Source organism: Bacillus cereus group sp. BfR-BA-01331, from assembly GCF_022663915.1.
Lineage (GTDB): Bacteria > Bacillota > Bacilli > Bacillales > Bacillaceae_G > Bacillus_A > Bacillus_A mycoides.
The window spans coordinates 1-26,493 of sequence record NZ_JAKUGJ010000024.1 but is presented as its reverse complement, the minus strand read 5'-3'; the positions used below and the strand labels follow the sequence as shown (position 1 = coordinate 26,493).

Sequence of the window (26,493 nt, the reverse complement as noted above, 5' to 3'; positions counted from 1 at the left end):
TGTAATAATAGGCTTAGTTTAAGTCTCTTTTTTTGTTAGTAGTATATTATTTTTTCAAATATGTAAGATTTTACATTAGCATGAGACTTTTACTTATTATGTAAGTAGGCTATACTAAAATACATATATTTTGAAATTGGAGCGAATAAAGACGACATGGAATTAGTGAAGTTAGAAAAAATAATTGAATTGAAAAAAGAAGAATTATTGAACCTAGTCTCAAATTATGGACTTCAACATGAAAAAGTAATAGCACTCAGCCAAGAAATTGACAAATTAATAAACTGGTTTATGTTTTTAAAATAGAAAGAACTATGACGTGAGTTGAATATGTTATAGTTCTTTTTTATTCATATATATTGTCTAATTTCTTACAGAATGCGCAAGTCGCTAGTCGACTATGATAATTTTTGGTTATAATAATAAAGGAATTATTAATTGTATCGGTTAGGGGCGCAGCAAATATGAAAACAGTCGTTGTCATCGGTGGAGGTATTACTGGACTTTCTACTATGTTTTATTTAGAAAAATTAAAGAAGGATTATAATATAGATTTAAATTTAATCCTTATTGAGAAAGAAGAGTATTTAGGTGGTAAAATCCACAGTGTGGAAGAAAATGATTTTATTATGGAATCTGGAGCAGATTCTATCGTAGCTCGTAATGAACATGTTTTGCCGCTTGTAAAAGATTTAAATTTAGAAAATGAAATGGTATATAACGAAACAGGTATTTCTTACATATACTCTGATAACATATTACATCCAATTCCTGCTGACACTATATTTGGGATTCCTATGAGTGTTGAATCGTTATTTAGCAGTACACTAGTCTCAAAAAAAGGGAAAATCGTTGCTTTAAAAGATTTTATTACGAAAAATAAGGAGTTTACAAAGGATACATCACTTGCTGTATTTTTAGAAAGCTTTTTAGGGAAAGAGTTAGTGGAAAGACAAATTGCACCTGTGCTTTCAGGTGTATATTCCGGTAAATTGAATGAGCTTACAATGGCATCTACGTTACCATATTTACTTGAGTATAAAAATAAATACGGAAGTATTATTAAAGGTTTTGAAGAGAATAAAAAACAATTTCAGTCAGCAGGAAATAAAAAGTTTGTATCATTTAAAAGTGGACTATCTACAATTATTAATCGCTTAGAAGAAGTGCTGACGGAGACTGTCATTAATAAAGGTGCTGTAACAACAGTGATAAGTAAAAAAGGGGATCGGTATGAGGTTTCTTTTGCAAATCATGAGACAATACAAGCTGATTATGTCGTTTTAGCAGCTCCACATGATATCGCACAAACGTTATTACAGTCTAATGAGTTAAATGAGCATTTTAATAAATTTAAAAATTCATCGCTTATAAGTATTTACTTAGGTTTTGACATACTAGATGAACAACTACCGGCTGACGGCACAGGTTTTATCGTAACGGAAAACAGTGATTTACATTGTGATGCTTGCACATGGACAAGCAGGAAGTGGAAACATACATCTGGTAAACAAAAGCTATTAGTAAGAATGTTTTATAAGAGCACTAATCCAGTATATGAAACGATCAAAAGTTATAGTGAAGAAGAATTAGTACGAGTTGCTTTATATGATATTGAAAAGAGCCTCGGAATTAAAGGTGAACCGGAAGTAATTGAAGTTACAAATTGGAAAGATTTAATGCCGAAATATCATTTAGAACATAATCAAGCTGTTCAATCATTACAAGAAAAATTGGCCGTGCTTTATCCTAATGTATACTTAGCTGGTGCTTCATATTACGGTGTAGGAATTGGTGCTTGTATTGGAAACGGAAAGAATACTGCCAATGAAATAATTACGACATTGAATGAACAGTCAAAATAATAATATTGAATACATATGTAAATAAAATGTCCCTCCAACATAATGGAGGGACATTTTATTTGTAATTATTTCACATTAATTGCAATCTTTTTATGATTGGCTTTATTCTCTTTAATAGTTAATGTTATTTTCCCAGATTCTTCAAAGGAATACGGTGAGAGCCGATAAAGTTCTTTAATACTATGTTTTTCTTTTAATTTATTTGTAGGAATTAATGTTATATTAGGCTTCCATGTTTCCTGTTTGCCTGAAGGGTAGTCTACTATTATTTCTGGATTATTTAATTGTATTGTTTCCCAAGAGACAAAATACAGTTCAACTTCTGCATTTTTTTTTAGTAATTCTTCTGAGAAATAACCAAACTCACCAACATTACCAAAAACAGTGAAATTTTGATTTTGCAATTTAATATCTAAATATCTAGGTTGATATGTTGCTGCGTGATACATTCCGTATGAAAGAGAGAGTGTGGCAGCGATTAATATACCAACTGAAAATGTCTTAAAGCTATTTCCTTTAAAACTTGTCATCATAAATGAGTTTGGTGTGAATTTTTTTGCGAATAAAAAAATGAGTAAAATGAGCAAGAGGGATAAGCCAATGAAAATATACATAAAGTTTAAGCACCTCCGTAAGAAGTATTTACTCTTTTTCTATATTTTAACATGAGAGGGTATAAATTAGGGGTGGTTTTTAGAGGGGAATTAATAAATACAACGAAGTTATATATTATTAATAGGATAAACATCGCTAGAAATATTTGATTTGTGGGACATTAAGGACTTTCCTAATTATAAATACTTTTTCTGCTATAATAAATGAGTAGAGAGAAAGGAGTGATCCTATGGTATTTCCTATGTTAGAAACAGAACGCTTGCGCTTAGTTGAAATAGAACAATCTTATTGTCAAAAAATATATGAAATATTCTCATTAGATGAGGTAACGTGTTATTACGGTATGAATTCTTTTACTGAGTTTGGACAAGCTTCACGTATGATTGAATCTTTTTCGAAAAATTACTTTGAGAAAAAGGCAATGCGTTGGGGGATTGTATTAAAAGACACAAATAATTTAGTAGGAACAATTGGATTAAATAATTTACAACTTTGGAGTAAACGCTCAGAGATTGGATATGATTTGCATCCTCGTTATTGGGGGAATGGTTATGCTTCTGAAGCTGCTCGAGAAATTATTACTTATGGATTTCGAGATTTAGGTTTATTTAGAATTGGAGCTATTACATATCCTGAAAATATAACTTCGTGTAATATGTTATCTAAACTAGGTTTTCAACAAGAAGGGCTGTTACGTGGATACATTCATCAAGGAAATAAACAACACGATGCATTAATGTATTCTATTGTACGAACAGATGTAGAGGATATTCATTATTAATAAAAAAGCCCCTCTTATTTTAAATAAGAGGGGCTTGTAAAAATCAACCTATTTTAGGTAATAAACGTTCTCCGCTTTTCATACTACTTTTACATAAAGGGCATTTAGGCTCTTCTTCAAATGAAAAGTTCTTTCTCATCCATCCTAAACAATCCTCTGATTCACATTCCCAAACAGGGGTTTGTTCTGGTGGTACTTCTGCTACATCGTTCTTTCGATTGCGATACATGTAACCACTCCTTTTATGTAAAAATTTTTAGTTATATATTAAAAAGGTTGTTAACCGAGCTGGTAACAACCTTTTTATTGATTGAATTATAGCTTTACAACGTTTTTAGCTTGAGGTCCACGGTTACCGTCTTCAACTTCGAAGCTAACTTCTTGACCTTCGTCAAGAGACTTGAAGCCGTCGCCAGTGATAGCTGAGAAGTGAACGAATACGTCGCTACCGTCTGCAACTTCGATGAAACCGAAACCTTTTTCGCTGTTAAACCATTTTACTTTACCTGTTAATGTCATGGTAATGCCTCCTAAAATTTAAAAAGATTACAATATGATCGGCCTTATTCGATTGAAAATAAAAGTTCACATATTATCAAAAATCCATAAGGAGTACAAAATGTTCCTGATTGATACTTGATAATATGCAAAGAAAATATAGTGTTAAATTGACCTTAATTACCATCTTACAACAAATGGCGGAAAATAGCAAGTGCTGGTAATGCCAATAAGTAATATGAGGAGAAATTGGTAAAAGGTACAAAGACATCTCTTTTATGTATATATTATTCCAAATCTGGATTTATTCCAAACCAAGATCATTAATATTAAAAAGTAAGTTTAAAGGAAAGGCTATATATATTTTAAGAATACTGATGAGTACAATAATTAGGAGGAGGATAAAATATTGCAAAATACTCAATTTAAAATAATCGAAGCAGCAAAAGAAGGGAGAAGAAAAGTTCATCCTGTTTTCGCTGTTATACTTGCAATTGTATTTTTAACTTTAGGTGAATTTTTCATATTATTTATGCTGTTTTTACCGAAAGCAGAAACAACCTTTATGAAGGCGATTTATAGCAATATTGAGATGGTATTAACGTTTGGCGGGGCTATATTTTTTGTTTTTTTATGGATTAGATTTGTAGAGAAAAGATCATTTTCATCAATTGGTTTTTGGGGGAATCAATGGATAAGAAAGTATTTGAGAGGTGCATTAATAGGGTTTGTTTTCATTTCAATACCAGTAATTTTACTCTTATTAACAGGCAATGTAAAACTACAAATGCAAGAAATTACGGTAACCGCTATATTCGGTATTATAGGATCTTTAGTTGCATTTTTAATACAAGGTGCAACTGAAGAAATTGTTGTACGAGGTTGGTTATTCCCAGTTCTCTCTGTTAGAAGCCGTATATGGATTGGGATTGTTGTGACGTCCTTTTTATTTGGTTTTCTTCATTTGCTTAATCCAGGTATTACAATTCTTTCAATATCGAATATAATATTAGTTGGTATATTTGCAGCTTTTTACGTATTAAAAGACAGTAGTCTTTGGGGGATATGCGCGTGGCATTCTATTTGGAATTGGGCGCAATATAACATCTACGGTTTTGCAGTAAGTGGAATGTCAATGTATTCTACACCACTTTTTAAACCTGTAACAAATGGCAATGAAGTCCTTCATGGAGGCTCATTTGGGATTGAAGGTAGTATCATTACAACAATAATGCTTTCTATCGCTTCAATTGTTTTATGGAGACAGTTATGGGGGAAAAATGCGAAGCAAAGAGATTTAAGTTAATGAAAGTGGGAGAAACTATGGGGATTATAGCGTTTGAGGGAGCAAGTGCTGTTGGTAAGAGCAGTACGTGTCGTGAGTTAGAAAAAAATTACGGTGCATTTATTATACCTGAAGTTAATCTATTATTTGAAAGACCAAAAAATGAACATAGAACATGGTATTTTGAAAAACAAGTAGAGCGCTGGAATATAGCAATGCAGAAGTCGCAGCAATATGAGTTAGTAATACTCGATGGTGATATTTATCAGCCACTTAGTTATAATTGGTGTTTCCATTTTGATATATTTAATCAGCCGTTATCTTTAATAGAAAACTTTTATAAAGAAAAGATAATTAACGAAGAAATTGGTTTTCCAGATCAATATTTTTATTTATATACAAGTGATGAAGAGCTTAGAAAACGGAAAGAGTCTGATGGGACGAAAAAAAGAAGAAACTTTGAAAAACATTTACATATATCTAAAGCATTTCAGCGTTATTATGAAAATTTAAATAACGTCACAGACGGGTACTGTAAATTGATTGAAGCAAAAAGTATAAAGTCGAATGAATTAGAAATTGTGAAAAGTTTAAACAGCTTAAACGTGTGTGAAGAAAGACGTTTTGATGTTTCGAGGTTAGATGCTATTACGGAGTGGTTAAAAGAGAATCGAGCATAAAGTAAAAACAACGAGTGTTTTAGAAGGCGCTCGTTGTTTTTTTGTTTCCATATAAATATAAAGGGAAATTTTGTAGAATATCTTTATTTTTTAACAGAATAATCTTTCAATTTCACAAAAAAAGAAATACAATATAAGGAAATATATATAAATAATATGATAGGGGGTGGGATGAACTATTTTGAATGAAGGAACTGCTTTATATAAGAAATAATGAGGTAGTAAGAACAGAGATATTTGGGAGGAAACAAGCAAGATGAAAACATTATTTAAAATCATAGGAATTATAGCTGGTATGGCGGTAATCGGGGTAGGTGTAACGTATGGTATGCTGTATTATCTGAATAATAGTAAACCAGCTGCGAAAAAGGAATCACCAGCAGCTCCGGCAGTAGAAGTGCTAGCTGATAGTAATGTAAAAGCCGAAGATGCAAAGATGTTAGAAAATGGGAATTATTCATTGCCGAATAGTGGTTTTAATAAAAATTTCAAATGGACAGATGAGAACATACAGACAGCATTACATGAAATGGCACATCAAAAAGCGAAAGCAGATCAAAAATGGGGATATATCTTTATTACACAAGAACGTATTGAAAGTTTACTTGAAATTATAAATAGTAATGATGTTGCACAAAAAAGTACATATGTGGATATTTTAGAACGATGGAAACAAGGAAAATATGAAAAGGTTGATGTGGACCACAACAAGATTTGGAAATTACAAAGTGGGAATTTAGGAGAAGGGAAAGGAGTAATGTCAGAAAAGGAGCAAAAAGAATTAATTAATCAAGTTTTTATACAAAAAGGTACATATTCAGGTAGTAAATTAATTGCAGGTGGGGGACAAACTAATAAATAAGGTACATATTGATTTTGAAACACCTGTATTGTTATGAACACAAATGTTTTAATAAAAATGAGTAATTGCTTTTTAGAGCAGTTACTCATTTTTGTAATTACTCGCTTACTTTTCTATTCTATTCTCTCTAACAATGTAAGAAACGATTGTAAAACTGGTGATATCCATCTAGATTTATGATAGATTACGTGGCTTTGAATGACTGCTGGAGTTTCGATGGGCTGATAACAGAGTTGTTCTTTTTGACAACTTTCTTGTACAACGATGTAAGGAAGAATTGAAATTCCTAACTCACACATCACGGATTGTTTAATGACTTCAACATTGGAAGTTTCAAATGTTTTAGCTGGAATAGTCCCGCTTTGACGTAAAAAACGATCTACCATCGGTCTATAGCCACAGCTTTGTTCTGTAAAGATAAACTGGGTATCCTTTAATAAACAAAATGGATTAGAGTGTGTTGAGTAATGAGTAGGTAAAATCCATCCAAATGTTTCATTACAAAAAGTACGTGTAATAAAATCATTATGTTCCATACTTTCTCCAATTATGAAAATAACATCTGTTTCTCCTTCACGCAGCTTATTCATTGCTTGTTCGTTTGTAGTTGTTTCCAGTACGATATTTACTTTCGGATTTTCCTGTTTGTAAGTACGTAATAATTGTGGTAAACGATACACTGCTAATGATTCGTTAGAGGTAATTGTTAATGTTCCCTCTAAATTATCACTATTTTGAGGGATTTCTTGCGCTTTTTCATAAATAGCAAGTAATTCTAGGGAATAAGGATGAAATTGATGACCTGCTTTTGTAAGAAGTATTTTTTTTCCTAATCGATCGAATAGAGGAATGTTTAAATCGCTCTCTAATGATTTAATATGGGCGGTCACTGTAGATTGCGCATAACCTAATGCATGAGCAGCTTTAGAAAAGTTGCCATATTTAACAATGGCACAAAATGTTTTAACATGTCTCATTTCCATAAGCAATCCCTCTTTTATTATCATGATTTGTGAATGATTATATCATGTATTTCAATTTTCCAAATGATTAAATTCTTTATAAAATGAAATTGTAGAAATATTCATTCAAGTGATATTGGAGGAGAAAAGATGATCAAAAAAGGTTATCATGTAGCTGTTGTTGGAGCTACAGGTGCAGTTGGGCAGAAAATTATTGAACTGTTAGAGAAAGAAACTAAATTTAATATAGTTGAAGTTATATTGCTTTCATCAAAACGATCTGCTGGTAAGGTAGTGCAATTTAAAGGACGAGAGATAATTGTACAAGAGACAAAAACAACTAGTTTTGAAGGTGTAGACATTGCATTTTTTAGTGCTGGAGGAGAAGTTTCTAGACAATATGTAAATCATGCAGTTTCTAGTGGTGCAATCGTAATTGACAACACAAGTGAATACCGAATGGCACACGATGTACCACTCGTCGTTCCAGAAGTAAATGCACATACTTTAAGGGAACATAAAGGGATCATTGCAGTTCCGAATTGCTCAGCACTACAGATGGTAACAGCTCTTCAGCCAATTCGAAAATCATTTGGTATAGAACGAATTATTGTTTCGACGTATCAAGCCGTATCAGGATCAGGGATTCATGCGATTCATGAATTAAAAGAACAGGCTAAGTCAATGCTTACAGGTGAAGAAGTGAAGAGTACTATATTACCAGCGAAAAAAGATAAAAAACATTATCCAATTGCATTTAATGTATTGCCGCAAGTGGATATATTTACAGACAACGATTTCACATTCGAAGAAGTAAAGATGATTCAAGAGACGAAGAAAATTTTAGAAGATCCAAATCTGAAAATGGCAGCTACTTGCGTCAGAGTTCCAGTTGTATCGGGGCATTCTGAATCGGTTTATATTGAACTTGAAAAAGAAGCGACCGTTGCAGAAATTAAAGAAGTACTACTGAATGCACCAGGTGTTATTTTACAAGATAATCCTAGTGAACAAATTTATCCAACGCCATTATATGCAGAGGGTAAAAGAGATACATTTGTAGGTAGAATACGCAAAGATCCGGATACGCCAAAAGGATTCCATCTTTGGATTGTTTCTGATAATTTATTAAAAGGTGCGGCTTGGAACTCAGTTCAAATCGCAGAGACATTGGTGGAAAAGGGGATTATTTAGTATAAATTTATATAAACATTGAAAATAGGAGGATATATGGGAAACCGTTAATTATAATGGTTTCCCATTTTTTACTTAATGAGTATTCTCCTAACTTCAATTTGAATTTAATTTAAGTTAGTTTTTATAGTGTTTTTATAAATATCAATTTTATTTGCAGAGAATTTTAAAAATCTAGGCTCTCCATTAATTGTGAGATAAATATTAATTGAGATTGGCATCTCAACCTTTTTCACTACATCTTCTATAGCAATATACTCATTTTCTTTTTCGTTATAAAAAACAATGGAACTAATTAATACCTCGTTATTTTCAATATCAATACTACACATCATAGGGAATTTCTCATCATTATGTATTATTAATTCGCCCAGTACTATTGAACCGTTTAATTCTTCTGTGAAATTTATAGTTTCCACTGGTTTTACCCACGTTTCATCGCACTCTTCATTTTCCTCTTCATCTATTGCCCATTCCCATATCGGGTTTTGTTTCAAGTCTTCAATAGTCAATTCATCAACTGGTTTGCTTTTATTCATATACAATTACTCCCTTTATCATAATAAATGGATGATTAAAAAAATTCTTTCTTCAACTGAACAATATAGCCATTTGCATCCCTTTGAAATACAAGTTTTCGCGTTTTCATAATTAGTTGAACGCCAATAAACAGGTTCAATGTAGAGTTTATTCCATTTGATATTATTTTAACTGGTTTCGAAATACTGTGCTTATCCTAATAACCTCTCGAACACTTGTTCTTGTGGTGATTTTAACAATGTTTTGAGTAGGTATCAAATAGTTATTAACTGACCTGATTGAAAAGAAAAAAGGATCGTTAATGTATGTGGAAAAGAGCGAAAAACATCAAGAATGAACAAGAAAATTTTAGTATAATATGGATATATTCAATGTGAGGGGGAATTTAATGTGTATCAAATAAAGGGGTATTTTTCGTCACTAAAAGGAAATCATTATGAAATTGGTAAGCAACAAGGAGAATTCGTAAAGAAACATCCGTATCTTATTCCACAATTTATACAGCAAGAAAATTTAATATGGGATAATCATTGGACAGAATCTAGAAATGTACTAAAACAATATTGTCCAGGAATTAATGAAGAAATTGAAGGCTTTTGCGAAGTATTGAAAATTCCTTCAAGGAATATGATGTATTATTATCAGACACTATTAAAAGCAGGTTGTAGTCATTGTGCAGTATTACCTAAAAAAACTGATTTAAAGCATACATATGTATTAAGAAATTTTGATTTATCACCCAAAATAGATGATATGCGTTTTTGTTCGACGCATGTTGAAGGTGCATATGCACATAGTGGTTTTTCTACTCAATATTTTGGCCGAACAGAAGGAGTTAATGAGCATGGGTTATCTATTACATTTTCAGCATGTGGTCAACCTGTAGGGAATATTGAAGGTTTAAGAAAACCGATGGTAAATGGTTTGCAATGTTTTGCGGTAATTCGAGTAATATTGGAGAAATGTAGAAATACGCATGAAGCTACATCTTTAATAAAAGAAATGCCTATAGCAAGTAATATTAATATAATTGTAGCGGATCCTTTAAACGCAGCACATATTGAAATATTTGACGGGCATAAATCAATAACAACAATTAATGAGGAAAGTCAAGCTTTTACCGTATCAACAAACCATGCAGTCAGTTCACCTATTCAGAAATTAAATAATAGGAAATTAGAACAATCTACAAAAAGATATCACATTTTACATGAGCATTTAAATCGAAATGAACAGGTGAGCATGGAATCTTTAAAAGGATTGGTAGAAGAAGAATATCCTATTGGGGTGACGGTGCATAATTATGAAGAGTGGTTTGGGACTTTGCATTCTGTATTAATTGATTTACAGGATCGTACATTGAATATTTGCTTCGGATCGCCACTTTTAAACGAGTGGTACTCATTGAAAGTCGGAGAAAGCCTTCCGTTTTCCGAAGTGAATGTGAACTTTAAAAATAAAACTTATGCTGACTTTTGGAGAGAAGAGAAAAATGAAATGACTCCTAAAGATTAAAAAGGAATAAGATGGTAAAATGAAGGGAGTGAAAATAGACAGGAGGGGTTGATATTGCTACAAGCCATGTTACCATTTGTTCTTATCTTATTTTTAGTCGCTTCGATGTATATAACTTATCAAAAAAGAAAAAAAGCGGGGATAAAAGGATTAAAAAGTTCATTAACTTCTATTTGTTGCTTTTTAATTGCAATCTTAAATTTGTTTGCATATTGGCTTCATTTTGGGGGTATTTTTACTTGGCTAGTCTCAATCGTATTGTTGCTAGTGGGGGCGTATTTTACAAAATATATTCCAATCTCAAAAAAGGTGCACTAAAATTACACGAGTTTATATGTAATGTTTTATTTCAATGTGCTATAGATGCCTTTAAATCAATGCTTTTGAGCATTTCGATATGTGTTTGCAAACATTTTGTAAACACATATCGAAATATACTCTTCGCGAATGTTTTCGCTGCATCTTCTTGCATATTGGGTAAGACATGAGAATATACCCTTAAAGTTAAAGAGATATCAAATGTCAATGACAGAATTCATGAAGTTTGTAAAGTGCGAGAACGAAGTTGTTTTTGACATCAAGCAGATGTACAGCGCTGAAAAGCTTTCAAGAAAATGCAGAACCACCGAAATCTACATTTTGCTTACATGGGTATGCGAGTAAATGTAGCTGGCAAGTGGGGTACGATCGTTGGAAAATGAAAGGTGACGATAAGAATCATGAGATACGTTTTAAACAAATTGAACGGACAGTGAAATATGCTCTTGATAATGATCAACGTCAGATAATTGAGTTGAAGTATTTTGGGAGTGAGAAAGTCAAAGATTCCTATGTTTATAATGAATTGATTATGAGGCGTGATAGTTTTTATGAGAATAAAAAAATAGCTATCCGTTTGATAGCTACTGCTTTAGGGATTATAGGAACGTGGTTTTATTTTAGTGAAGATGAAATTATGATCTTTTGTGTTACTGATATAAATTGTTATATGATACGTGTAATCCATCTTACTCGCTCTGCCTTGTGGCAGGGCTTTTTTATATAATAATATAAATTAAGTAGTTAAAGAGGTGTGTTTAAATGAGCTGGGAAGAATCATATAGAAGAGAGCAACCATGTCCATGTGGTAAGGGGAAATATATTGAAATTATGAAGGTGTATGCAATAGAAGAAATATAAAAAAGTGCTAACACGTATGCGGAATAGACATAAAACATCGCTGATTTGCCATTCATAAAAATAGACTTTTCTTAGCAGAAAGCACTAATTATAAATACTTATAAAATTAGCTCTGATATAGCAGTTATTGAAGCGAAGAAAAAGATGGGAGTGCATATTGGAAATACGAAGATGACCAAACAAAATTATGGAATATACGACTATAGAACTAGAAAATGATAACATAAATCTAAATGTTATTGTTTAAATTCATATTTTATAATTTCCATTTGTAAAAATGAGCCCATAGTAAAAACAACCTAAAAATAGGCATATGAACAAGGTACATCATCTAGTGATAGGTCATATTTTGTAGGTGTACGTATTGAACTTAGTTTAACCCGCTATTTGTGGGCAGTAAAACTCCCACCTCAAAATTCGACTGGAGCAAAGAAGTTAGGTGGGAGTCGGGCTAATAATCAGTGGGGGATGAACACTCCCCACTGATTAAAGTTTCACTTTATAGCGCTATCTCTACTTAGATTTAACGAACAGAAATATAGGAAAGCATCGATTGGGTTGTAGTTTATAAACGGAGGTCATGAAAATGAATAAGTTTCAACAAGAACTACAAGCGTTAAGCCTTAATGATTATCAGTCTGGAAATATTGTGTATTGGGACCAGCAAAACCAATATCCATATTACTATATTACAGATGATGCTCGTCGCTGTGGCGGTTGTGGTCGTTGTGGTGGCGGTGGTCGTTGTGGCGGTTGTGGCGGTTGTGGTCGTTGTGGTGGATTCCGTTGTTTTGGCTGCTTCGGTTGCTTTAGTTGTTTTGGTTGTGGTGGTTGCTCTAATTGCTCTAATTGCTCTAATTGTTTTGATGGTTTTAATGGTACTACTGTAACATTTGAATATTGATAAGAGACAAAAAGGAATCCATTTTGAAAAAAGATTGATCGAAACGGATTCCTACTTTGTGAAGTATTATATAATTTTTATAAAAATGTGCTAACAAGTTTGCAAACGGACTTGCTAACACCTATACGAAATAGACATAAAATATCGCTGATGTGTAGCTTAATAATACGATAATAATTTAGCACTTATAATGAATAATAGGTTATTAGAAAAGAAACCATAAAATGTAATGTATTATATCATTATTAAAAGAGATTATTCTAATAGGTCGTTGTGTAACGGCTGCATAGGATAATCTCTTTTTATGTTTAATTTTGTAGAGAATGTACTGTTAACTTTAGTTGTTCAATAAATTCTCGGGTAGCAGCGCACATATATTTATCTTTCCTATAAATAAGTCCTATATCTATTGTCGGAGTAGGATCTTCTATTTTAATAGCTTGAATGTGTTCACTTTGCAAAAAATCTATATACGGTTTTGGTAATACTGTAATTCCCATACCTTTTGAGACCATTTGGATTAAAGATTCCATCGTACTAATTTCTAAAAGTGGCTTTGGTTTAAAGTTAAAGTGTTGACAAAGAGATGTAATTAATTCAGTTAAAAAGAAATTTTTAGGTAAAAGAATTAAAGGATAGTTCTGTAATTCTGCAATAGATACACGATCATGTTCAGTTAAAGTATGACCGGTTGGCACGACTAATGTAAGTTCACTTTTATATAGTGGGATAGAAACAATCTCTTTATCTTGCACTGGAAGAAATGTAATGCCAATATCTAATTCATTTTGTAATAATTTTTCACGAATTTTCCCTGTACGAAGACCTAATACAGAAAGTTCAATATTCGGATATAAATTATTGAAATTTAAAATGGCTGGTGGTAGTAGATAATTTACGACGGTTAACAATGAGCCGATTGTTAAGGATCCATGTTGTAATCCGTTTAAATCTTGAATGGCAGAGCGGGCTTGTTCGACTTCGTGAAAGATTGTTTTACTGTGCGATAATAAAACTTTTCCTGCTTCAGTTAAAGATATTTTTTTACCAATTCGATCAAAAAGTGGCATTCCTACTTCATGTTCTAATGCACGTATTTGTTGGCTTAGTGAAGGTTGTGAAATATTTAATTTCTCGGCTGCTCTTGTGAAATGTAATTCTTTCGAAACAGCTAAAAAGTATTCTAATTGTCGTAATTCGATTGAAATCACCTCAAGTTTAATCATAGGATATACCTATCATTATTATATAAATAATTGAATTGAACAATGGTTTTGTGGGATATATAATCACTTTATCAGAAATGGATTGATTAAAAAATTAGATGAGGTGAAGAAGAATTGTTGAAATCTAGTGTATTACCGGGCAGTTATTCACAAGTACTTCAAAAAAGGTATGAGGAGGCTGTACCGACAGGAATATATCATTTAACGCCTTTATATGTAAAAGAAGCAAGGGGAGCGATAATAACAGATGTAGATGGAAATCAGTTTATTGATTTTGCTGGTGGAATTGGTATGCAAAATGTTGGACATTGTCATCCGAAAGTTGTAAGAGCGGTACAAAAACAAGCAGAATCATTTATACATCCTTGTTTTCATGTAACTCCATATGAAAATTATATTACTTTAGCGGAGAAAATTAATGAGAAAGTGCCAGGTACAAGTAAGAAAAAAACGATGTTTGCCAATAGTGGTGCGGAAGCGATTGAAAATGCTGTAAAGATCGCACGTAAAGTAACAGGGAGGAGTAAAGTAATTTCGTTTGAACGAGGATTTCATGGGAGAACATTAATGACAATGTCTCTATCGACCAAAGAAACTCCATATAAAGCAGGATTTGGTCCGTTCGTTTCAGACATGCATATATTGCCGTATCCGTACTATTACAGAGCTGAAGAAGGAGTTTCTACTGAAGAAGTGGATTCTCAAGTCATCTATCAGTTTGAAAAGTTTTTAGAAGAAGTATCACCTGAAAAAGTAGCAGCAATCGTAATGGAACCAGTACAAGGGGAAGGTGGGTTTATTGTTCCTTCTATTACATTTGTAAAACGATTACGAGAAATTTGTAATCAATACGGTATTTTAATGATAATGGATGAAGTGCAAACTGGATTTGGCCGAACAGGGAAATGGTTTGCAACAGAACATTTTCATATAGAGCCTGACATAATGACTTTGTCAAAATCAATTGCTGGCGGTTTACCATTAAGTGCTATTGTCGGTCGTGCGGAGTTGATGGACATTCCTGGGAGAGGACAAATTGGTGGAACTTTTGCAGGTAGTCCGTTATCTTGTGCAGTTGGTCTTGCTGTATTTGAAATAATGGAAGAAGAAAACCTAGTTGAAAGGGCTCAGCAAATTGGAAATAGAATAATGTTACATCTACATCAAATGCAATTAAAGTACGAAGTGATTGGTGATGTTCGTGGAATCGGTGCGATGGTTGCAATGGAACTTGTAACGAATCGCATAACGAAAGAAACTGCAAAAGAACTAACAGTAAAGCTAATTGAAGATTTTTGGAAGAATGGGCTTATAAGTATTGGAGCGGGGATATTTGATAATGTACTACGCTTTTTACCACCTCTAGTTATCTCAAACGAAGAAATAGATAGAGGATTTGAAATAATAAATGAGTCTTTTGAAAAGTTGTGCCGCAAGTAAGAGGAGGGATTTGAATGACTAAAGTATATGAAATCCTATCTTTAAATCTAGGATTGCCAAAAGAGGTTATGTATGGTGGGAAGTTAATTCAAACAGGGATAAATAAAAAGCAAGTAAAGGAACCTGTTTTTTTATCATTTTTAAAGTTTAATGGAGATGGGCAGGCGGATTTAGTTCATCATGGAGGTGTAGATAAAGCGGTTTGTGTTTATACTGGTGACCACTATCCTTACTGGGAAAAAGAGTTGAATCAGGAACTTGTATATGGGGCTTTCGGTGAAAATATAACAGTAAGCGGAATGCGTGAAGAAGATGTTTGTATTGGTGACACGTTTCAACTCGGAGAAGCGATTGTACAAGTAACGCAGCCAAGACAACCTTGTTTTAAATTAGCGAAGAAATATAATATTCCAAAGTTGCCATTATATTTTCAAGATACAGGATACACAGGTTTTTATTTTCGAGTATTAAAAGAAGGGTGGATATTACCGGTAGATACTTTAAAATTGTTGAAGCCTGATCCAAAAGGTGTGTCAATTTTGTTTGCGAATCGCATAATGCATAAAGAAAAACAAAACTCTGAAGGATTAAAAAGGATTTTAGAAGTAAATGCACTGTCTACTAGTTGGAGAAAGACGTTTGAAAAGCGAGTGAAGGGAGAAGAAATTAGTACGAAGGAGCGACTTGAGGGAACCAAAGAATAGGTGAATTATATTTGCATAAAATGGTGTATTTCTATTATCGGAAAGATAAGTAGGAAGCACCATTTGCTATATAATAAACATGATATTATTCAAAAATCTTAATACTAGTTTATTCGACTTGTTTTTTAATAATCAAAACATAAAATAAATTAAACCATTTTTAAAAGTTTTATGATACTATATTGATTTGAAAGGCCTATTTTTTGAGAGTAGGTCATATAAGTATATCTAAATTAATGGAATCGACGTATGGAGGGACAACATGGGGAATGTTAAAAAAATGGCAAACTTTCTATTAGAAGAACCGAGAAGAGAACAGTTATTTCCTTTATTTGAAGAAGTGTTTGGGATTACGAGCCAAACATTGCAGGATTTTTCAGAGAAAGGGTATTGGGATTATACATATAAAGCATTATCATTTTTACAAGATGATAATGCGATTGCAAATGTTGCGGCATTTTCACTTCCGCTTTTAATTAATGGTGAAAAAATAAATGCAACGGGTATTCAATCAGTAATGACACATCCGAATTATCGTAGACGAGGATTAATGAAACAATTGTTTAGTAAGATGATAGAGGAAATTGATGAGCAATGCGAGTGTGCGGTCTTGTTTACTGAAAATCCGGAACTATATAAACCATTTGGTTTTCAAATTGTGCAAGAATATTTGATGACAGTATCATGCGAAAATAAAGGTTACAAAGATTCTCAACTTAAAAAGTTAGATTTTTATAATGAAGAGGATAGACAATTAATACATGAGATTATTGAAAATGGCCAAAGGCTTTCTAATAAATTTTCAACGTTAAATTACCGCTCTTCGTTTTATTTAAATATGTATGATTCAACATGGAATGAAAACCTTTATTATTCAGAGAAATTAGATGCGCTGATTGTTTTTACAGTAGAAAATCAAAAACTAAAATTATTTGGAGTATTTGCGCCGGTAATTCCGATTTTAGATGAATTATGTGAGGAAATCTCTGGGGAATTTACGGAGATTGAATTTTATTTCTACCCAGATCAATTAGGAATTGATGATGTACAATATACAGAATTACAGACTAGTAAGTATTTAATGGTTCGAAGTAATAAAGAATTAGATTTTAAAGGTTATAAATTCCCGGTATTAACTGAGTTTTAAATATTAATTTAAATGCTTTTTTATGGAGGAATTATGAAAACATCATATATACCAAATCATATTGAGCAACTTACTGTAATGAACGCACCTAAATTTTACAAACTTGAAGACAATGATACATTCATTGTCCATTCGAAAGAAGAAACAGATTTTTGGCTGAAAACCCATTATGGTTTTGAAGTAATGAATGGCCATGTATTTTATGATGAGATAATGACAGATTTTCAGGCTGAGGTTCAATTGCGCATGAATCCAAATGCGACATACGATCAAGCGGGTTTATTTGTTATGATTTCTGAGAAGTGTTGGTTAAAAACATCTTTAGAATATATTCCTGAGGGCCCATCACATTTAGGTGCTGTCGTAACGAATAATGGCTATTCTGATTGGTCAACGCAAGACTATCCAAATGAGTTTGCTAAGCAACAATTACGTTTTCGAATTATTCGAAAACTTGGCGATTATACAATATATGTGAAAACGAGTCAGCGATGGGAACAAATAAGAATCGCTCATTTGATGGAGGACATAGGTAATGAGCCTGTTAAAATTGGTTTTTATACGTGTAGTCCTTCTGAAAATAATGGATTCGAGACCGAGGTTTTCGATTTTAAAATTGAACAAATATAGATGGGAAAACCGCATTCTTACTAAATGAGAATGCGGTTTTTATTAAGTTAAAGAGTATTCACATCAACTGGCAGTGAAAATGCCTGGTAGATTAAAGTTCCATTTTATTGACTAAAAATGATTTAAAACTTATCATTTAATAATGTTAAATATTAATTTGCCTAATATAATAGGACTAATGGAGAAATTACAGACTATATCGCTCAAATAAGGAGGAATATAAATTATTCGATGGTAATTTCATGAAAAAAGGAGATTGTGTATGAAATCATTTCGCAAGTTGTTACAGTATTTAAAACCATACATGTTCTTCGCTATTATTGGACCGCTATTTATGGTACTTGAGGTTGCGATGGACTTAATTCAACCGACAATAATGCAACATATTATTGATGTTGGAATTGCAAACCGGGATTTGAATTATGTAATAAAAATGGGGCTTCTTATGATAGGAGCAGCAGCAATCGGTTTAGTTGGAGGACTTGGTTGTATGATGTATTCTACAAAAGCTGCTGTTAATTTCGCTACAGACATACGAAAAGATGTGTTCGCGAAAATAGAAACATTTTCTAGCAAAAATCGTGATTCATTTGGAACAGGTAAATTATTAACAATCGTGACAAATGATATTACATCTATTCAATCGGCAATGACGATGACGTTACGTGTACTTGTCCGTGGACCGTTATTATTTATTGGAAGTATCATTATAGTCTTTGTAACAGCGAGAGACCTATTTCCAATTTTACTTGTTGTGGTACCCGTATTATTAGTTGCAATTGTATTGATTGCAGGTCAATCGAGCGGTTCATTTAAGCGAGTACAAGAAGCATTAGATAAAGTAAACACAAAGCTACAAGAAAATTTATCCGGTGTACGTGTTATAAAAGCATATGTAAGACAAAAATATGAAATCGCACAGTTTGAGAAAGTTAATACAAGTTTAACTGAAATAAATATTCGTGCAATACAAATTATTTCATTGATGATGCCAATTATTATGCTAGTTGTAAATAGCGGAATTGTAGCAACTTTATGGATTGGTGGCGAGAAAGTTTTTAACGGTACACTCCAAGTAGGGGCCATTTTAGCTTTTATTAACTATTTAAATATCATTTTAATGTCACTTATGTCTATTAGTATGGTATTTATTCAAATTGCCCGTGCTTTTCCATCAGCTGATCGTGTACAACAAGTCTTACATACTGAAGTTGATATTACAACTGAAGGCGACGTATATGAACCAAAACAAGTGGGTGGTAATGTAGAGTTTAAAAATGTTAGCTATAGTTATACGAAAAATAATGAATATGTTTTAAAAGATATTTCATTTACTGTACGTAAAGGTGAAAAAATAGGGATTATTGGATCGACCGGAAGTGGTAAATCTACATTGGCGAAACTATTGCCACGACTTTACGATGTTGATCAAGGTGAAATATGTATAGATGATGTTAATGTGAAAGCATACGATTTGCAAAAACTTCGTGCTTCCATTGGCTTCGTTCCACAAAAGGCACTTCTTTTTTCAGGCAGTATAGAAGAGAATTTACGTTATGGCAAAGAAGATGCAACTTATGATGAATTGGAATTAGCATCTTCATCTGCTTGTGCGACTGAGTTTATCAATAAGCTGGAAGACTCTTATGAATATAACTTAACACAAGGTGCAACCAATCTATCTGGTGGTCAAAAACAACGTATATCTATTGCAAGAGCCCTAGTGAGAAAGCCATCTATTCTTGTATTAGACGATTCTACATCGGCAGTTGATGCGAAGTCAGAAGCTGTAATACAGGAAGCGTTAAGGACAAGATATAGTGGCACAACGACATTTTTAATTGCATCAAAAATATCTTCTATTATAGATGCTGATAAAATCCTCGTTTTGAATAACGGTGAATTAGTTGGAAATGGTACGCATGAGGATTTATTGGCAACTTGTGAAGTGTATCAGGAAATTTATCTTTCCCAAGGTGGTAGCCTGCAGCAAGAAGGAGGGGAAGAGCATGCGTAATTTTCAAGGACAATTTGGAAATAAAGGTGGACGTAACAATCCGAAAACGGGAAAAACTAAGAATACTAAAGGAACTATAATGCGAGTATGGAACTATATGGGATATCAAAAAGCATCTCTTATGTTCGTTATTATTCTTGTATTTATCACGACATTACTAGGTTTACTTGGGCCATATTATATGGGGGTCATCATTGATGAATACATTGTACCGAAGGATTTAAGCGGGACAGCGAGAATGTGCATGCTACTCATTGCGATATATGGGATAACCGTATTATTAACATGGTTACAAACATTTGTAATGATTAATGTTGCATTAAAGACGATACAAAAAATACGACAAGATATTTTTGAAAAAATCCAAACACTTTCTCTACGATTCTTTGATGTACGTTCTCAAGGTGATTTAATGAGCCGTGTGACAAATGATATTGATAACTTAAATCAAGCTTTGACACAAAGTGTTGTGCAAATCATTTCATCAGCGTTAACGTTTATAGGTGTAACAATTGCGATGTTTTCATTAGATTGGATTTTAGCGATTGTAACTTTAATTACAGTACCTATTATGTTTTTCGTTACGAAAAAACTAGTTGCTTATAGTGGGAAAAACTTTGCGAAGCGTCAAAAGGATTTAGGAGAATTAAATGGATTTATTGAGGAAGCCATTACAGGTGCAGACGTAACTACGTTATACGGAAAAGAAAAAGAAACCGTACATAACTTCAATAAAATTAACGAACAGCTAAGAATTTCAGCAACGAAGGCTGAAACGTTTTCAGCATTTATTTTTCCAAGTATGAACTTTATTAATAACTTAGGAATGGGGCTTGTAATTGGAACTGGATCGGTAATGGTATTAAACGGAATGACAACAGTAGGTGTCATTGCAGCTTTTATTAATTATTCTCGACAATTTTCAAGGCCACTTAGTCAATTTGCAACTTTAATGAATACGATTCAAGCGGCAGTTGCTGGAGGAGAACGTGTCTTTGAAATTATGGATGAAGTACCAGAAATTCAAAATAAAAAAGATGCAGTACTTGTACAAAATTTACAAGGACATGTTAGGCTTGAGAAAGTTTCATTTGGATACGCACAGGACAACATGATTTTAAAAGATGTGAGTCTCAAGGCGAATCCTGGGGAGACAATCGCTTTAGTCGGTCCAACTGGATCAGGAAAAACAACAATTATTAATTTGTTAACTCGCTTTTATGACATTCAAAAAGGGCAAATTAGCATTGATGAAAAAGATATAAAGGATTATGATATTAATTCTTTGCGGAGTAAAATAGGGGTTGTTTTACAGGATACGTATTTATTTGCAGGAACGATTATGGAAAATATTCGATATGGACGTTTAGATGCAAGTGATGAAGAAGTAGTTGCAGCAGCAAAAGCAGCATCAGCACATTCTTTTATAAAACATCTACCAAATCAATATGAAACGGAAATTGCTTCAGAAGGTTCGAATTTAAGTCAAGGACAAAAACAACTCCTTGCGATTGCACGAGCGATTTTAGCAGATGCAGATATATTAATTCTCGACGAAGCAACATCTAATATTGATACGAGAACAGAATTACAAATTCAATCTGGATTAAATAATTTAATGAGAGGGCGAACAAGTTTTGTAATCGCTCATCGGCTGAAAACGATTGAAAAAGCAGATCAAATACTTGTAATTAAAGATGGTAGTATTTTTGAAAGAGGAAATCACGAATCTCTTATGGAAGAGAAAGGATTCTACTTTGATTTGTATACGAGTCAGTTTAAAATTTAACAAAAATATTGATGTGGTGAGGTTTCTCTAGAAAAGAGAAACCTCATTTTTTATATTTGCAAACATTGCTATCCGAATAGTCTTTCACTGAATGTTTTAACAGCGTACTTTTGCAGACTAGGTGAAAAGAGGTTGGCTTGATCATAAGGCTGGTGGTATGAAGTTGAGTAAATTTGAAGTAAGATTGATTCGGTGTTTGTTGCTTTGTTATGTTGGGGGGCAAGTCAGTTTGGTTTCAGCTTATATTTAGTGGGAAATGAACAAAAATCCGCTTCGATTAAAGCTATACGTTACTATTTTTTTGCAGAAAACTCCCGCCTTAAGGAGTGAATAGAGCAGAGTCCAATAAATAGGTGGGAGATTTGAGCTGACTAGGTAAAAACTTTAAGCATTTGTGACATATCGGAATTAGTTCGTTTCGATATGTCACAAATGGTATATAGAGTATCACCTCAACCCATGAATGAATTAGAACTATGAAATAGATTACTATTAAAAACAATCTAAGTTTTAAAAATATATAGAAAGGTAGTTTATAAGTAACCGGAATGAGTATAGAGCTAGTTTATAACGATTGATATAGCGCTGAAAACCAATAAAACAGCCATAATGATGTTAAATAATTGAGTATGTTGTAATAAAAGTTTTTGGAATATTGAACCAAACAGGCTCCAACTAAATGTACTCATTAAACCGATTACACCTAGAAATAATGAAAAAAGTAGAAAACTGGAATATGAATTGTAGTAAGGGAGAATAAAAGTAGAAACTACAGTCAGTCCGAATAATATCCCTTTAGGGTTAACAAACTGAAGAAAAATCCCCACTGTAAATAAGTTTTTATTATCTTTTTCATCGGGATCTGTACTGCCTTTACTAGTGAGTATTTTAATAGCTAGATATAGCATGTATGCTACTCCTAAAATTTTTAAAGGTAATTCGATTTTGGGTAAAATATTAATTAGTACGATATTAAAGAAACTACATAAAGAAGTGAGGAGGAAAAAACCGAAAGCTACTCCAAAGCAAAATTGCATGCTCCTTTTCAAACCAAGTTGATTTGCGTATGTCATAGCTAAAAAATTGTTAGGACCGGGTGTGAAGCTACTAATAAAAACAAATAATAAAAAAGAAAATAAAGGCATTTCAAAACCCCCTAAGTATTTTTCGTGTGTTATAATGACCGAAAAGAACAATATAACGTGTGCTTTTTATTATACATAACGGTCGTTATGTTGTATATAGTATAGGAGTGTTTTTTATGGAAGAAATTCAACTTATTTTGGCGAAAAATATAAAGGCAATACGTGAGAAAGAAAAATTAAGTTTAGAAAAGGTTTCCCAATTAACGGGTGTGAGTAAAACGATGATTGGACAAATTGAAAGAGGAGATTCAAGCCCGACACTAACAACGATATGGAAAATTGCGAATGGTTTAAAAGTGTCTTTTACGTCTTTAATTAATAATCCACAGCCTGATACGAAAGTGGTTTTACGAAACGATGTTCAAGTATTATCAGAAGACAATGGGAGATATAAAGTGTATCCTTCTTTTCCTTTTCAAGATGATAGGAACTTTGAAATCTATACGGTTGAAATTGAAAAGGAAGGAAAATTAAGTTCGGAAGGCCATAAAGAAGGGACCGAAGAATTTATAACGGTGTTTGAGGGAGAATTGACAATTGAAATAAATGATTGTCAATATACATTAAATAGCGGAGATTCAATTCGCTTTAAGGCGGATAGACCGCACTCTTATCATAATTCCGGACGAACGCTAACTCGGTTAAGTATGACCATTTATTATCCAGCTTCATAAACTTGCTATTTTATTTAAAATATAAAGAGATATGTTTTGATAAAACCATCTATAAGAGATGGTTTTATTTATTACAATTTACAAAAAAAGACACTCATTTGAGTGTCAACACAGTATTGCTCTCGCGTATAGGATTGGAGAATATTTCTCAAATACGTATTGAGATGGTTCGTAAAGGAGAAATTGTCTTCTTATTTAATGTAACATCAGCATGGGCGCAGTGTAAATTGATAATATATATACGGAAAATTTAGTAAAGATAGTTACTACTATGAATATAGTGAAATGTGTTTTTGTTGCTTAATCACTGTCGTGATAGTTACTGTTTAGTATTTAAAAATGTTTATTAAAAAAAGAATGAATCATTTTTTAATCGATTCGTATAATTGTTAGAAAGGTACCTGTTGAACCACCTTCAACTAAATTAAAGATGGATAATATGCCGAATAATTGAAGTGAAATTGTATTACCAGCAAATAAATTGGTAATTAAATTATTATTATAATTTGAAGTTGATATTGCGGGAGTAAAAATAGATCTAGGAAGTGGAATGGAAGAGTTCAATAGTAGTTATAGCAAAGGTGAATGTTTAATATATGTAAAAATCATTTAAGAATGAAAAAAAGATTAGTTATGGAATTTTTCTAAAATGATAGAGTTATTATTATATAAATTAGTAGACAAAAATGTGGAATGAGGTATTAAATTGAAGCCAGATGATAAATTATCAATAAATAAAGCTATGATAGAACCTGGAAATATTGGACCTACATTTCCAGTTCTTCCCCCAATTTATATTCCAACAGGCCCGACCGGTCTAACGGGACCAACAGGTGTAACAGGCCCGACCGGTCTAACGGGACCAACAGGTCTAACGGGATCAACAGGTTTAACAGGGCCGACCGGTACAACGGGACCAACAGGTCTAACAGGACCAACCGGTACAATAGGATCAACAGGATTAACAGGTCTAACAGGACCAACCGGTACAACGGGATCAACAGGTTTAACAGGGCCGACCGGTACAACGGGATCAACAGGTCTAACAGGACAAACCGGTACAACGGGATCAACAGGTTTATCAGGTCCTACCGGTACAACGGGATCAACAGGTCTAACGGGACCAACAGGCCTAACAGGACCAACCGGAGAACCTGGGGTTATTGGCCCCATAACAACAACCAATTTATTATATTATACTTTTTCAGATGGAGAGAAACTTATATATACAGACGCAGATGGGATAGCTCAATATGGGACAACGAATATATTATCACCTAGTGAGGTTTCATATATAAATTTGTTTATTAATGGAATTTTGCAACCACAACCATTTTATGAAGTTAGTACTGGTAAACTAACTTTATTGGATAATCAACCACCTTCGCAAGGGTCATCAATTATATTACAATTTATTATTATAAATTAAAAAAGACAGATTCTTAATGGAAAAAGGAATCTGTCTTTTTTGTTCTAAATTACATTAGTTAAAATTAAGTGACGATAAATTCAATTGTTATTGGGATTCCACCGTCTAATGCATCTCCGCCAGGAATTGTAATAGCACCAGTAGGACCTGTGGTGACACTGGAGTTCACGCTAGGTTGAATTATGCCGTTTACATAGAGGTTGTAATACGTAAAAGTCGGAAAGGCAGTTGCAGTAGTACCGGCATCGTTTAAACAAGCTGTTGCAGCAATTGCAAAAGCAGCACCTGTTCCTGTTCCAGCTCCTAGTGTAGATGTAAATCTCCTAGAAGCGATAAATGGTTGAATGATTGGCAATTAAATTTCACTCCTTTAATTATTTTTTTGAACGAAGTATAGAAAAACTTGTCCACTATATTGTATGAAAGTTTTTTATAATAGAAACGGCTTCATGATTATAGAAGGAACACAATATTAGTAAAGGTATCATTTTTAATTATTTGAAAGAATGATGTTGTTACTTGTGGAATATATGCTAATGATTTATTTATGTTTTAATTTTTAAATGAAAATGTGCTTTTGGACCTAATAGATAAACGTGGAAAAATAAAATAAACTCTTAAGTTTAGGTGTTTAATCTAAGCAGTCAATTATTAAAAACATATAATTAATATGTGAGTCATGAACATAATTAAATGTCGTTTTAAAGTTTAATTATAATTCATGTTTCCTATTTTAAGTGAATATATAACATAACTCTTTGTACACTTTTATGGTTCTTATAATAGGAAAACACTCAACTATAAGACAAGTCAGGAGGAAATAAATGTCACATAACAATTGTTTTGGTCATAATAACTGCAATCCGATAGTTTTCACTCCAGAATGTTGTAATAATCCACAAACAGTTCCAATTACTAGCACTCAATTAGGACAATTAATCACTTTACTAAATTCTTTAATTTCAGCTATTGCAGCGTTTTTTGCAAATCCAAGTGATGCAAACAGATTAAATTTACTCAATTTGTTTACTCAACTATTAAATTTACTAAATGGATTAGCACCATCTCCAGAGGGTAATTATTTAAAACAACTAATTCAAAGTATTATCAATGTACTACAATCCCCTAATCCAAACTTAAGCGAATTACTTTCTTTATTACAACAATTCTACAGTGCCCTTGCACCATTCTTCTTCTCTTTAATTATTGATCCTGCGAGTTTACAACTTCTATTAAACTTATTAACACAACTAATTGGTGCTACTCCAGGAGGCGGAGCAACAGGCCCAACAGGCCCAACAGGAGCGACAGGAGCAGGAGGAGCAGGAGCAACAGGAGCAACAGGAGCAACAGGAGCAACAGGAGCGACAGGCCCGGCAGGAACAGGAGCAACAGGAGCAACAGGAGCAACA

General features: G+C 32.9%; 28 protein-coding genes and 2 pseudogenes. 20 read left to right on the top strand and 10 right to left on the bottom strand.

Annotated features, from left to right (window positions below; genetic code table 11):
* The first annotated feature begins 156 nt into the window (after positions 1-156).
* The gene (locus MR155_RS26000) at positions 157-306 is read left to right on the top strand and encodes an aspartyl-phosphate phosphatase Spo0E family protein (RefSeq protein ID WP_002012842.1); all 150 of its coding nucleotides are present in this window, start codon (positions 157-159) and stop codon (positions 304-306) included.
* Between the two features lie 158 nt (positions 307-464).
* Entirely contained in the window at positions 465-1,865 is a 1,401-nt protein-coding gene (locus MR155_RS25995; protein WP_002031950.1) for a protoporphyrinogen oxidase, read from the top strand.
* 65 nt (positions 1,866-1,930) lie between these two features.
* Here the strand turns inward: MR155_RS25995 and MR155_RS25990 are convergent, their stop codons facing one another.
* Positions 1,931-2,479 carry a hypothetical protein gene (locus MR155_RS25990; RefSeq protein ID WP_219302245.1) on the bottom strand — a complete coding sequence of 183 codons (549 nt, stop codon included), beginning with the start codon at positions 2,477-2,479 and terminating at the stop codon, positions 1,931-1,933.
* Between the two features lie 230 nt (positions 2,480-2,709).
* Here MR155_RS25990 and MR155_RS25985 point away from each other — a divergent pair, with 230 nt between their 5' ends.
* Entirely contained in the window at positions 2,710-3,261 is a 552-nt protein-coding gene (locus tag MR155_RS25985; protein WP_002031946.1) for a GNAT family N-acetyltransferase, read from the top strand.
* A gap of 43 nt (positions 3,262-3,304) precedes the next feature.
* On the opposite strand, the gene MR155_RS25980 is transcribed toward MR155_RS25985, so the two are convergent.
* Positions 3,305-3,490 (bottom strand): cold-shock protein, encoded by a 186-nt coding sequence (locus tag MR155_RS25980; RefSeq protein ID WP_000286202.1) that lies wholly within the window; start codon positions 3,488-3,490, stop codon positions 3,305-3,307.
* An 86-nt stretch (positions 3,491-3,576) separates the two neighbouring features.
* Positions 3,577-3,780, bottom strand: a complete 204-nt coding sequence (gene cspD, locus MR155_RS25975; protein ID WP_002012849.1) for a cold-shock protein CspD — start codon at positions 3,778-3,780, stop codon at positions 3,577-3,579.
* 388 nt (positions 3,781-4,168) lie between these two features.
* Here cspD and MR155_RS25970 point away from each other — a divergent pair, with 388 nt between their 5' ends.
* From MR155_RS25970 to MR155_RS25960, 3 genes are all read left to right on the top strand, one after another.
* Positions 4,169-5,065, top strand: a complete 897-nt coding sequence (locus MR155_RS25970) for a CPBP family intramembrane glutamic endopeptidase (protein WP_242311482.1) — start codon at positions 4,169-4,171, stop codon at positions 5,063-5,065.
* A gap of 17 nt (positions 5,066-5,082) precedes the next feature.
* On the top strand, positions 5,083-5,724 hold the full coding sequence (locus MR155_RS25965) for a nucleoside/nucleotide kinase family protein (protein ID WP_219303717.1): 642 nt from the start codon (positions 5,083-5,085) through the stop codon (positions 5,722-5,724).
* Between the two features lie 256 nt (positions 5,725-5,980).
* Positions 5,981-6,586, top strand: coding sequence for a PRK06770 family protein (locus MR155_RS25960; RefSeq protein WP_219302247.1), 606 nt, complete (start codon positions 5,981-5,983; stop codon positions 6,584-6,586).
* Between the two features lie 113 nt (positions 6,587-6,699).
* Here the strand turns inward: MR155_RS25960 and MR155_RS25955 are convergent, their stop codons facing one another.
* Positions 6,700-7,593: a LysR family transcriptional regulator gene (locus MR155_RS25955; protein ID WP_242311481.1), complete on the bottom strand. Its 894-nt coding sequence runs from the start codon at positions 7,591-7,593 to the stop codon at positions 6,700-6,702.
* Between the two features lie 105 nt (positions 7,594-7,698).
* Between MR155_RS25955 and MR155_RS25950 the strand changes: the two genes are divergently transcribed.
* Positions 7,699-8,742 carry an aspartate-semialdehyde dehydrogenase gene (locus MR155_RS25950; RefSeq protein WP_242311480.1) on the top strand — a complete coding sequence of 348 codons (1,044 nt, stop codon included), beginning with the start codon at positions 7,699-7,701 and terminating at the stop codon, positions 8,740-8,742.
* 107 nt (positions 8,743-8,849) lie between these two features.
* Here MR155_RS25950 and MR155_RS25945 read toward each other — a convergent pair whose 3' ends face one another.
* Positions 8,850-9,281, bottom strand: a complete 432-nt coding sequence (locus MR155_RS25945) for a hypothetical protein (protein WP_219302250.1) — start codon at positions 9,279-9,281, stop codon at positions 8,850-8,852.
* A 391-nt stretch (positions 9,282-9,672) separates the two neighbouring features.
* On the opposite strand from MR155_RS25945, the gene MR155_RS25940 reads away from it, so the two are divergent.
* Complete coding sequence (locus MR155_RS25940) at positions 9,673-10,797, top strand: C45 family autoproteolytic acyltransferase/hydrolase (RefSeq protein ID WP_088032974.1); 1,125 nt, start codon at positions 9,673-9,675, stop codon at positions 10,795-10,797.
* 54 nt (positions 10,798-10,851) lie between these two features.
* The gene (locus MR155_RS25935) at positions 10,852-11,115 is read left to right on the top strand and encodes a hypothetical protein (protein ID WP_215574979.1); all 264 of its coding nucleotides are present in this window, start codon (positions 10,852-10,854) and stop codon (positions 11,113-11,115) included.
* A 112-nt stretch (positions 11,116-11,227) separates the two neighbouring features.
* Here MR155_RS25935 and MR155_RS25930 read toward each other — a convergent pair.
* Positions 11,228-11,314, bottom strand: a pseudogene (locus MR155_RS25930) (tyrosine-type recombinase/integrase); the annotation flags it as partial.
* Between the two features lie 159 nt (positions 11,315-11,473).
* On the opposite strand from MR155_RS25930, the gene MR155_RS25925 reads away from it, so the two are divergent.
* On the top strand, positions 11,474-11,842 hold the full coding sequence (locus MR155_RS25925; protein WP_242311479.1) for an ArpU family phage packaging/lysis transcriptional regulator: 369 nt from the start codon (positions 11,474-11,476) through the stop codon (positions 11,840-11,842).
* A 720-nt stretch (positions 11,843-12,562) separates the two neighbouring features.
* Complete coding sequence (locus MR155_RS25920) at positions 12,563-12,880, top strand: heterocycloanthracin/sonorensin family bacteriocin (RefSeq protein WP_242311478.1); 318 nt, start codon at positions 12,563-12,565, stop codon at positions 12,878-12,880.
* Positions 12,881-13,188: 308 nt separating this feature from the next.
* On the opposite strand, the gene MR155_RS25915 is transcribed toward MR155_RS25920, so the two are convergent.
* Positions 13,189-14,091, bottom strand: a complete 903-nt coding sequence (locus MR155_RS25915) for a LysR family transcriptional regulator (protein WP_242311507.1) — start codon at positions 14,089-14,091, stop codon at positions 13,189-13,191.
* Positions 14,092-14,220: 129 nt separating this feature from the next.
* Here MR155_RS25915 and gabT point away from each other — a divergent pair, with 129 nt between their 5' ends.
* From gabT to MR155_RS25885, 6 genes are all read left to right on the top strand, one after another.
* Positions 14,221-15,546 carry a 4-aminobutyrate--2-oxoglutarate transaminase gene (gabT, locus tag MR155_RS25910; RefSeq protein WP_219302252.1) on the top strand — a complete coding sequence of 442 codons (1,326 nt, stop codon included), beginning with the start codon at positions 14,221-14,223 and terminating at the stop codon, positions 15,544-15,546.
* A 14-nt stretch (positions 15,547-15,560) separates the two neighbouring features.
* The gene (locus MR155_RS25905; protein WP_002085626.1) at positions 15,561-16,250 is read left to right on the top strand and encodes an MOSC domain-containing protein; all 690 of its coding nucleotides are present in this window, start codon (positions 15,561-15,563) and stop codon (positions 16,248-16,250) included.
* A 262-nt stretch (positions 16,251-16,512) separates the two neighbouring features.
* Positions 16,513-17,397, top strand: a complete 885-nt coding sequence (locus MR155_RS25900; protein WP_002085624.1) for a GNAT family N-acetyltransferase — start codon at positions 16,513-16,515, stop codon at positions 17,395-17,397.
* A gap of 33 nt (positions 17,398-17,430) precedes the next feature.
* Positions 17,431-18,027: a DUF1349 domain-containing protein gene (locus MR155_RS25895; RefSeq protein WP_002127357.1), complete on the top strand. Its 597-nt coding sequence runs from the start codon at positions 17,431-17,433 to the stop codon at positions 18,025-18,027.
* Positions 18,028-18,289: 262 nt separating this feature from the next.
* The gene (locus tag MR155_RS25890; RefSeq protein ID WP_113936522.1) at positions 18,290-20,044 is read left to right on the top strand and encodes an ABC transporter ATP-binding protein; all 1,755 of its coding nucleotides are present in this window, start codon (positions 18,290-18,292) and stop codon (positions 20,042-20,044) included.
* Positions 20,037-21,833, top strand: coding sequence for an ABC transporter ATP-binding protein (locus MR155_RS25885; protein ID WP_113936521.1), 1,797 nt, complete (start codon positions 20,037-20,039; stop codon positions 21,831-21,833). Before MR155_RS25890 ends, MR155_RS25885 begins: the two co-directional genes overlap by 8 nt.
* 560 nt (positions 21,834-22,393) lie before the next feature.
* On the opposite strand, the gene MR155_RS25880 is transcribed toward MR155_RS25885, so the two are convergent.
* Positions 22,394-22,978: a LysE family translocator gene (locus MR155_RS25880; RefSeq protein ID WP_219302254.1), complete on the bottom strand. Its 585-nt coding sequence runs from the start codon at positions 22,976-22,978 to the stop codon at positions 22,394-22,396.
* Positions 22,979-23,037: 59 nt separating this feature from the next.
* Here MR155_RS25880 and MR155_RS25875 point away from each other — a divergent pair, with 59 nt between their 5' ends.
* Positions 23,038-23,652: a helix-turn-helix domain-containing protein gene (locus MR155_RS25875; RefSeq protein WP_242311477.1), complete on the top strand. Its 615-nt coding sequence runs from the start codon at positions 23,038-23,040 to the stop codon at positions 23,650-23,652.
* Positions 23,653-24,021: 369 nt separating this feature from the next.
* Here the strand turns inward: MR155_RS25875 and MR155_RS25870 are convergent.
* A pseudogene (locus MR155_RS25870) lies at positions 24,022-24,222 on the bottom strand (BclA C-terminal domain-containing protein); the annotation flags it as partial.
* A 136-nt stretch (positions 24,223-24,358) separates the two neighbouring features.
* On the opposite strand from MR155_RS25870, the gene MR155_RS25865 reads away from it, so the two are divergent.
* Complete coding sequence (locus MR155_RS25865; protein ID WP_242311476.1) at positions 24,359-25,081, top strand: DUF4183 domain-containing protein; 723 nt, start codon at positions 24,359-24,361, stop codon at positions 25,079-25,081.
* Between the two features lie 64 nt (positions 25,082-25,145).
* On the opposite strand, the gene MR155_RS25860 is transcribed toward MR155_RS25865, so the two are convergent.
* On the bottom strand, positions 25,146-25,436 hold the full coding sequence (locus tag MR155_RS25860) for a DUF4183 domain-containing protein (RefSeq protein ID WP_002136293.1): 291 nt from the start codon (positions 25,434-25,436) through the stop codon (positions 25,146-25,148).
* Positions 25,437-25,905: 469 nt separating this feature from the next.
* Here MR155_RS25860 and MR155_RS25855 point away from each other — a divergent pair.
* The coding region (locus MR155_RS25855) for a collagen-like repeat preface domain-containing protein (protein ID WP_242311475.1) at positions 25,906-26,493 on the top strand (588 nt) is incomplete at its 3' end.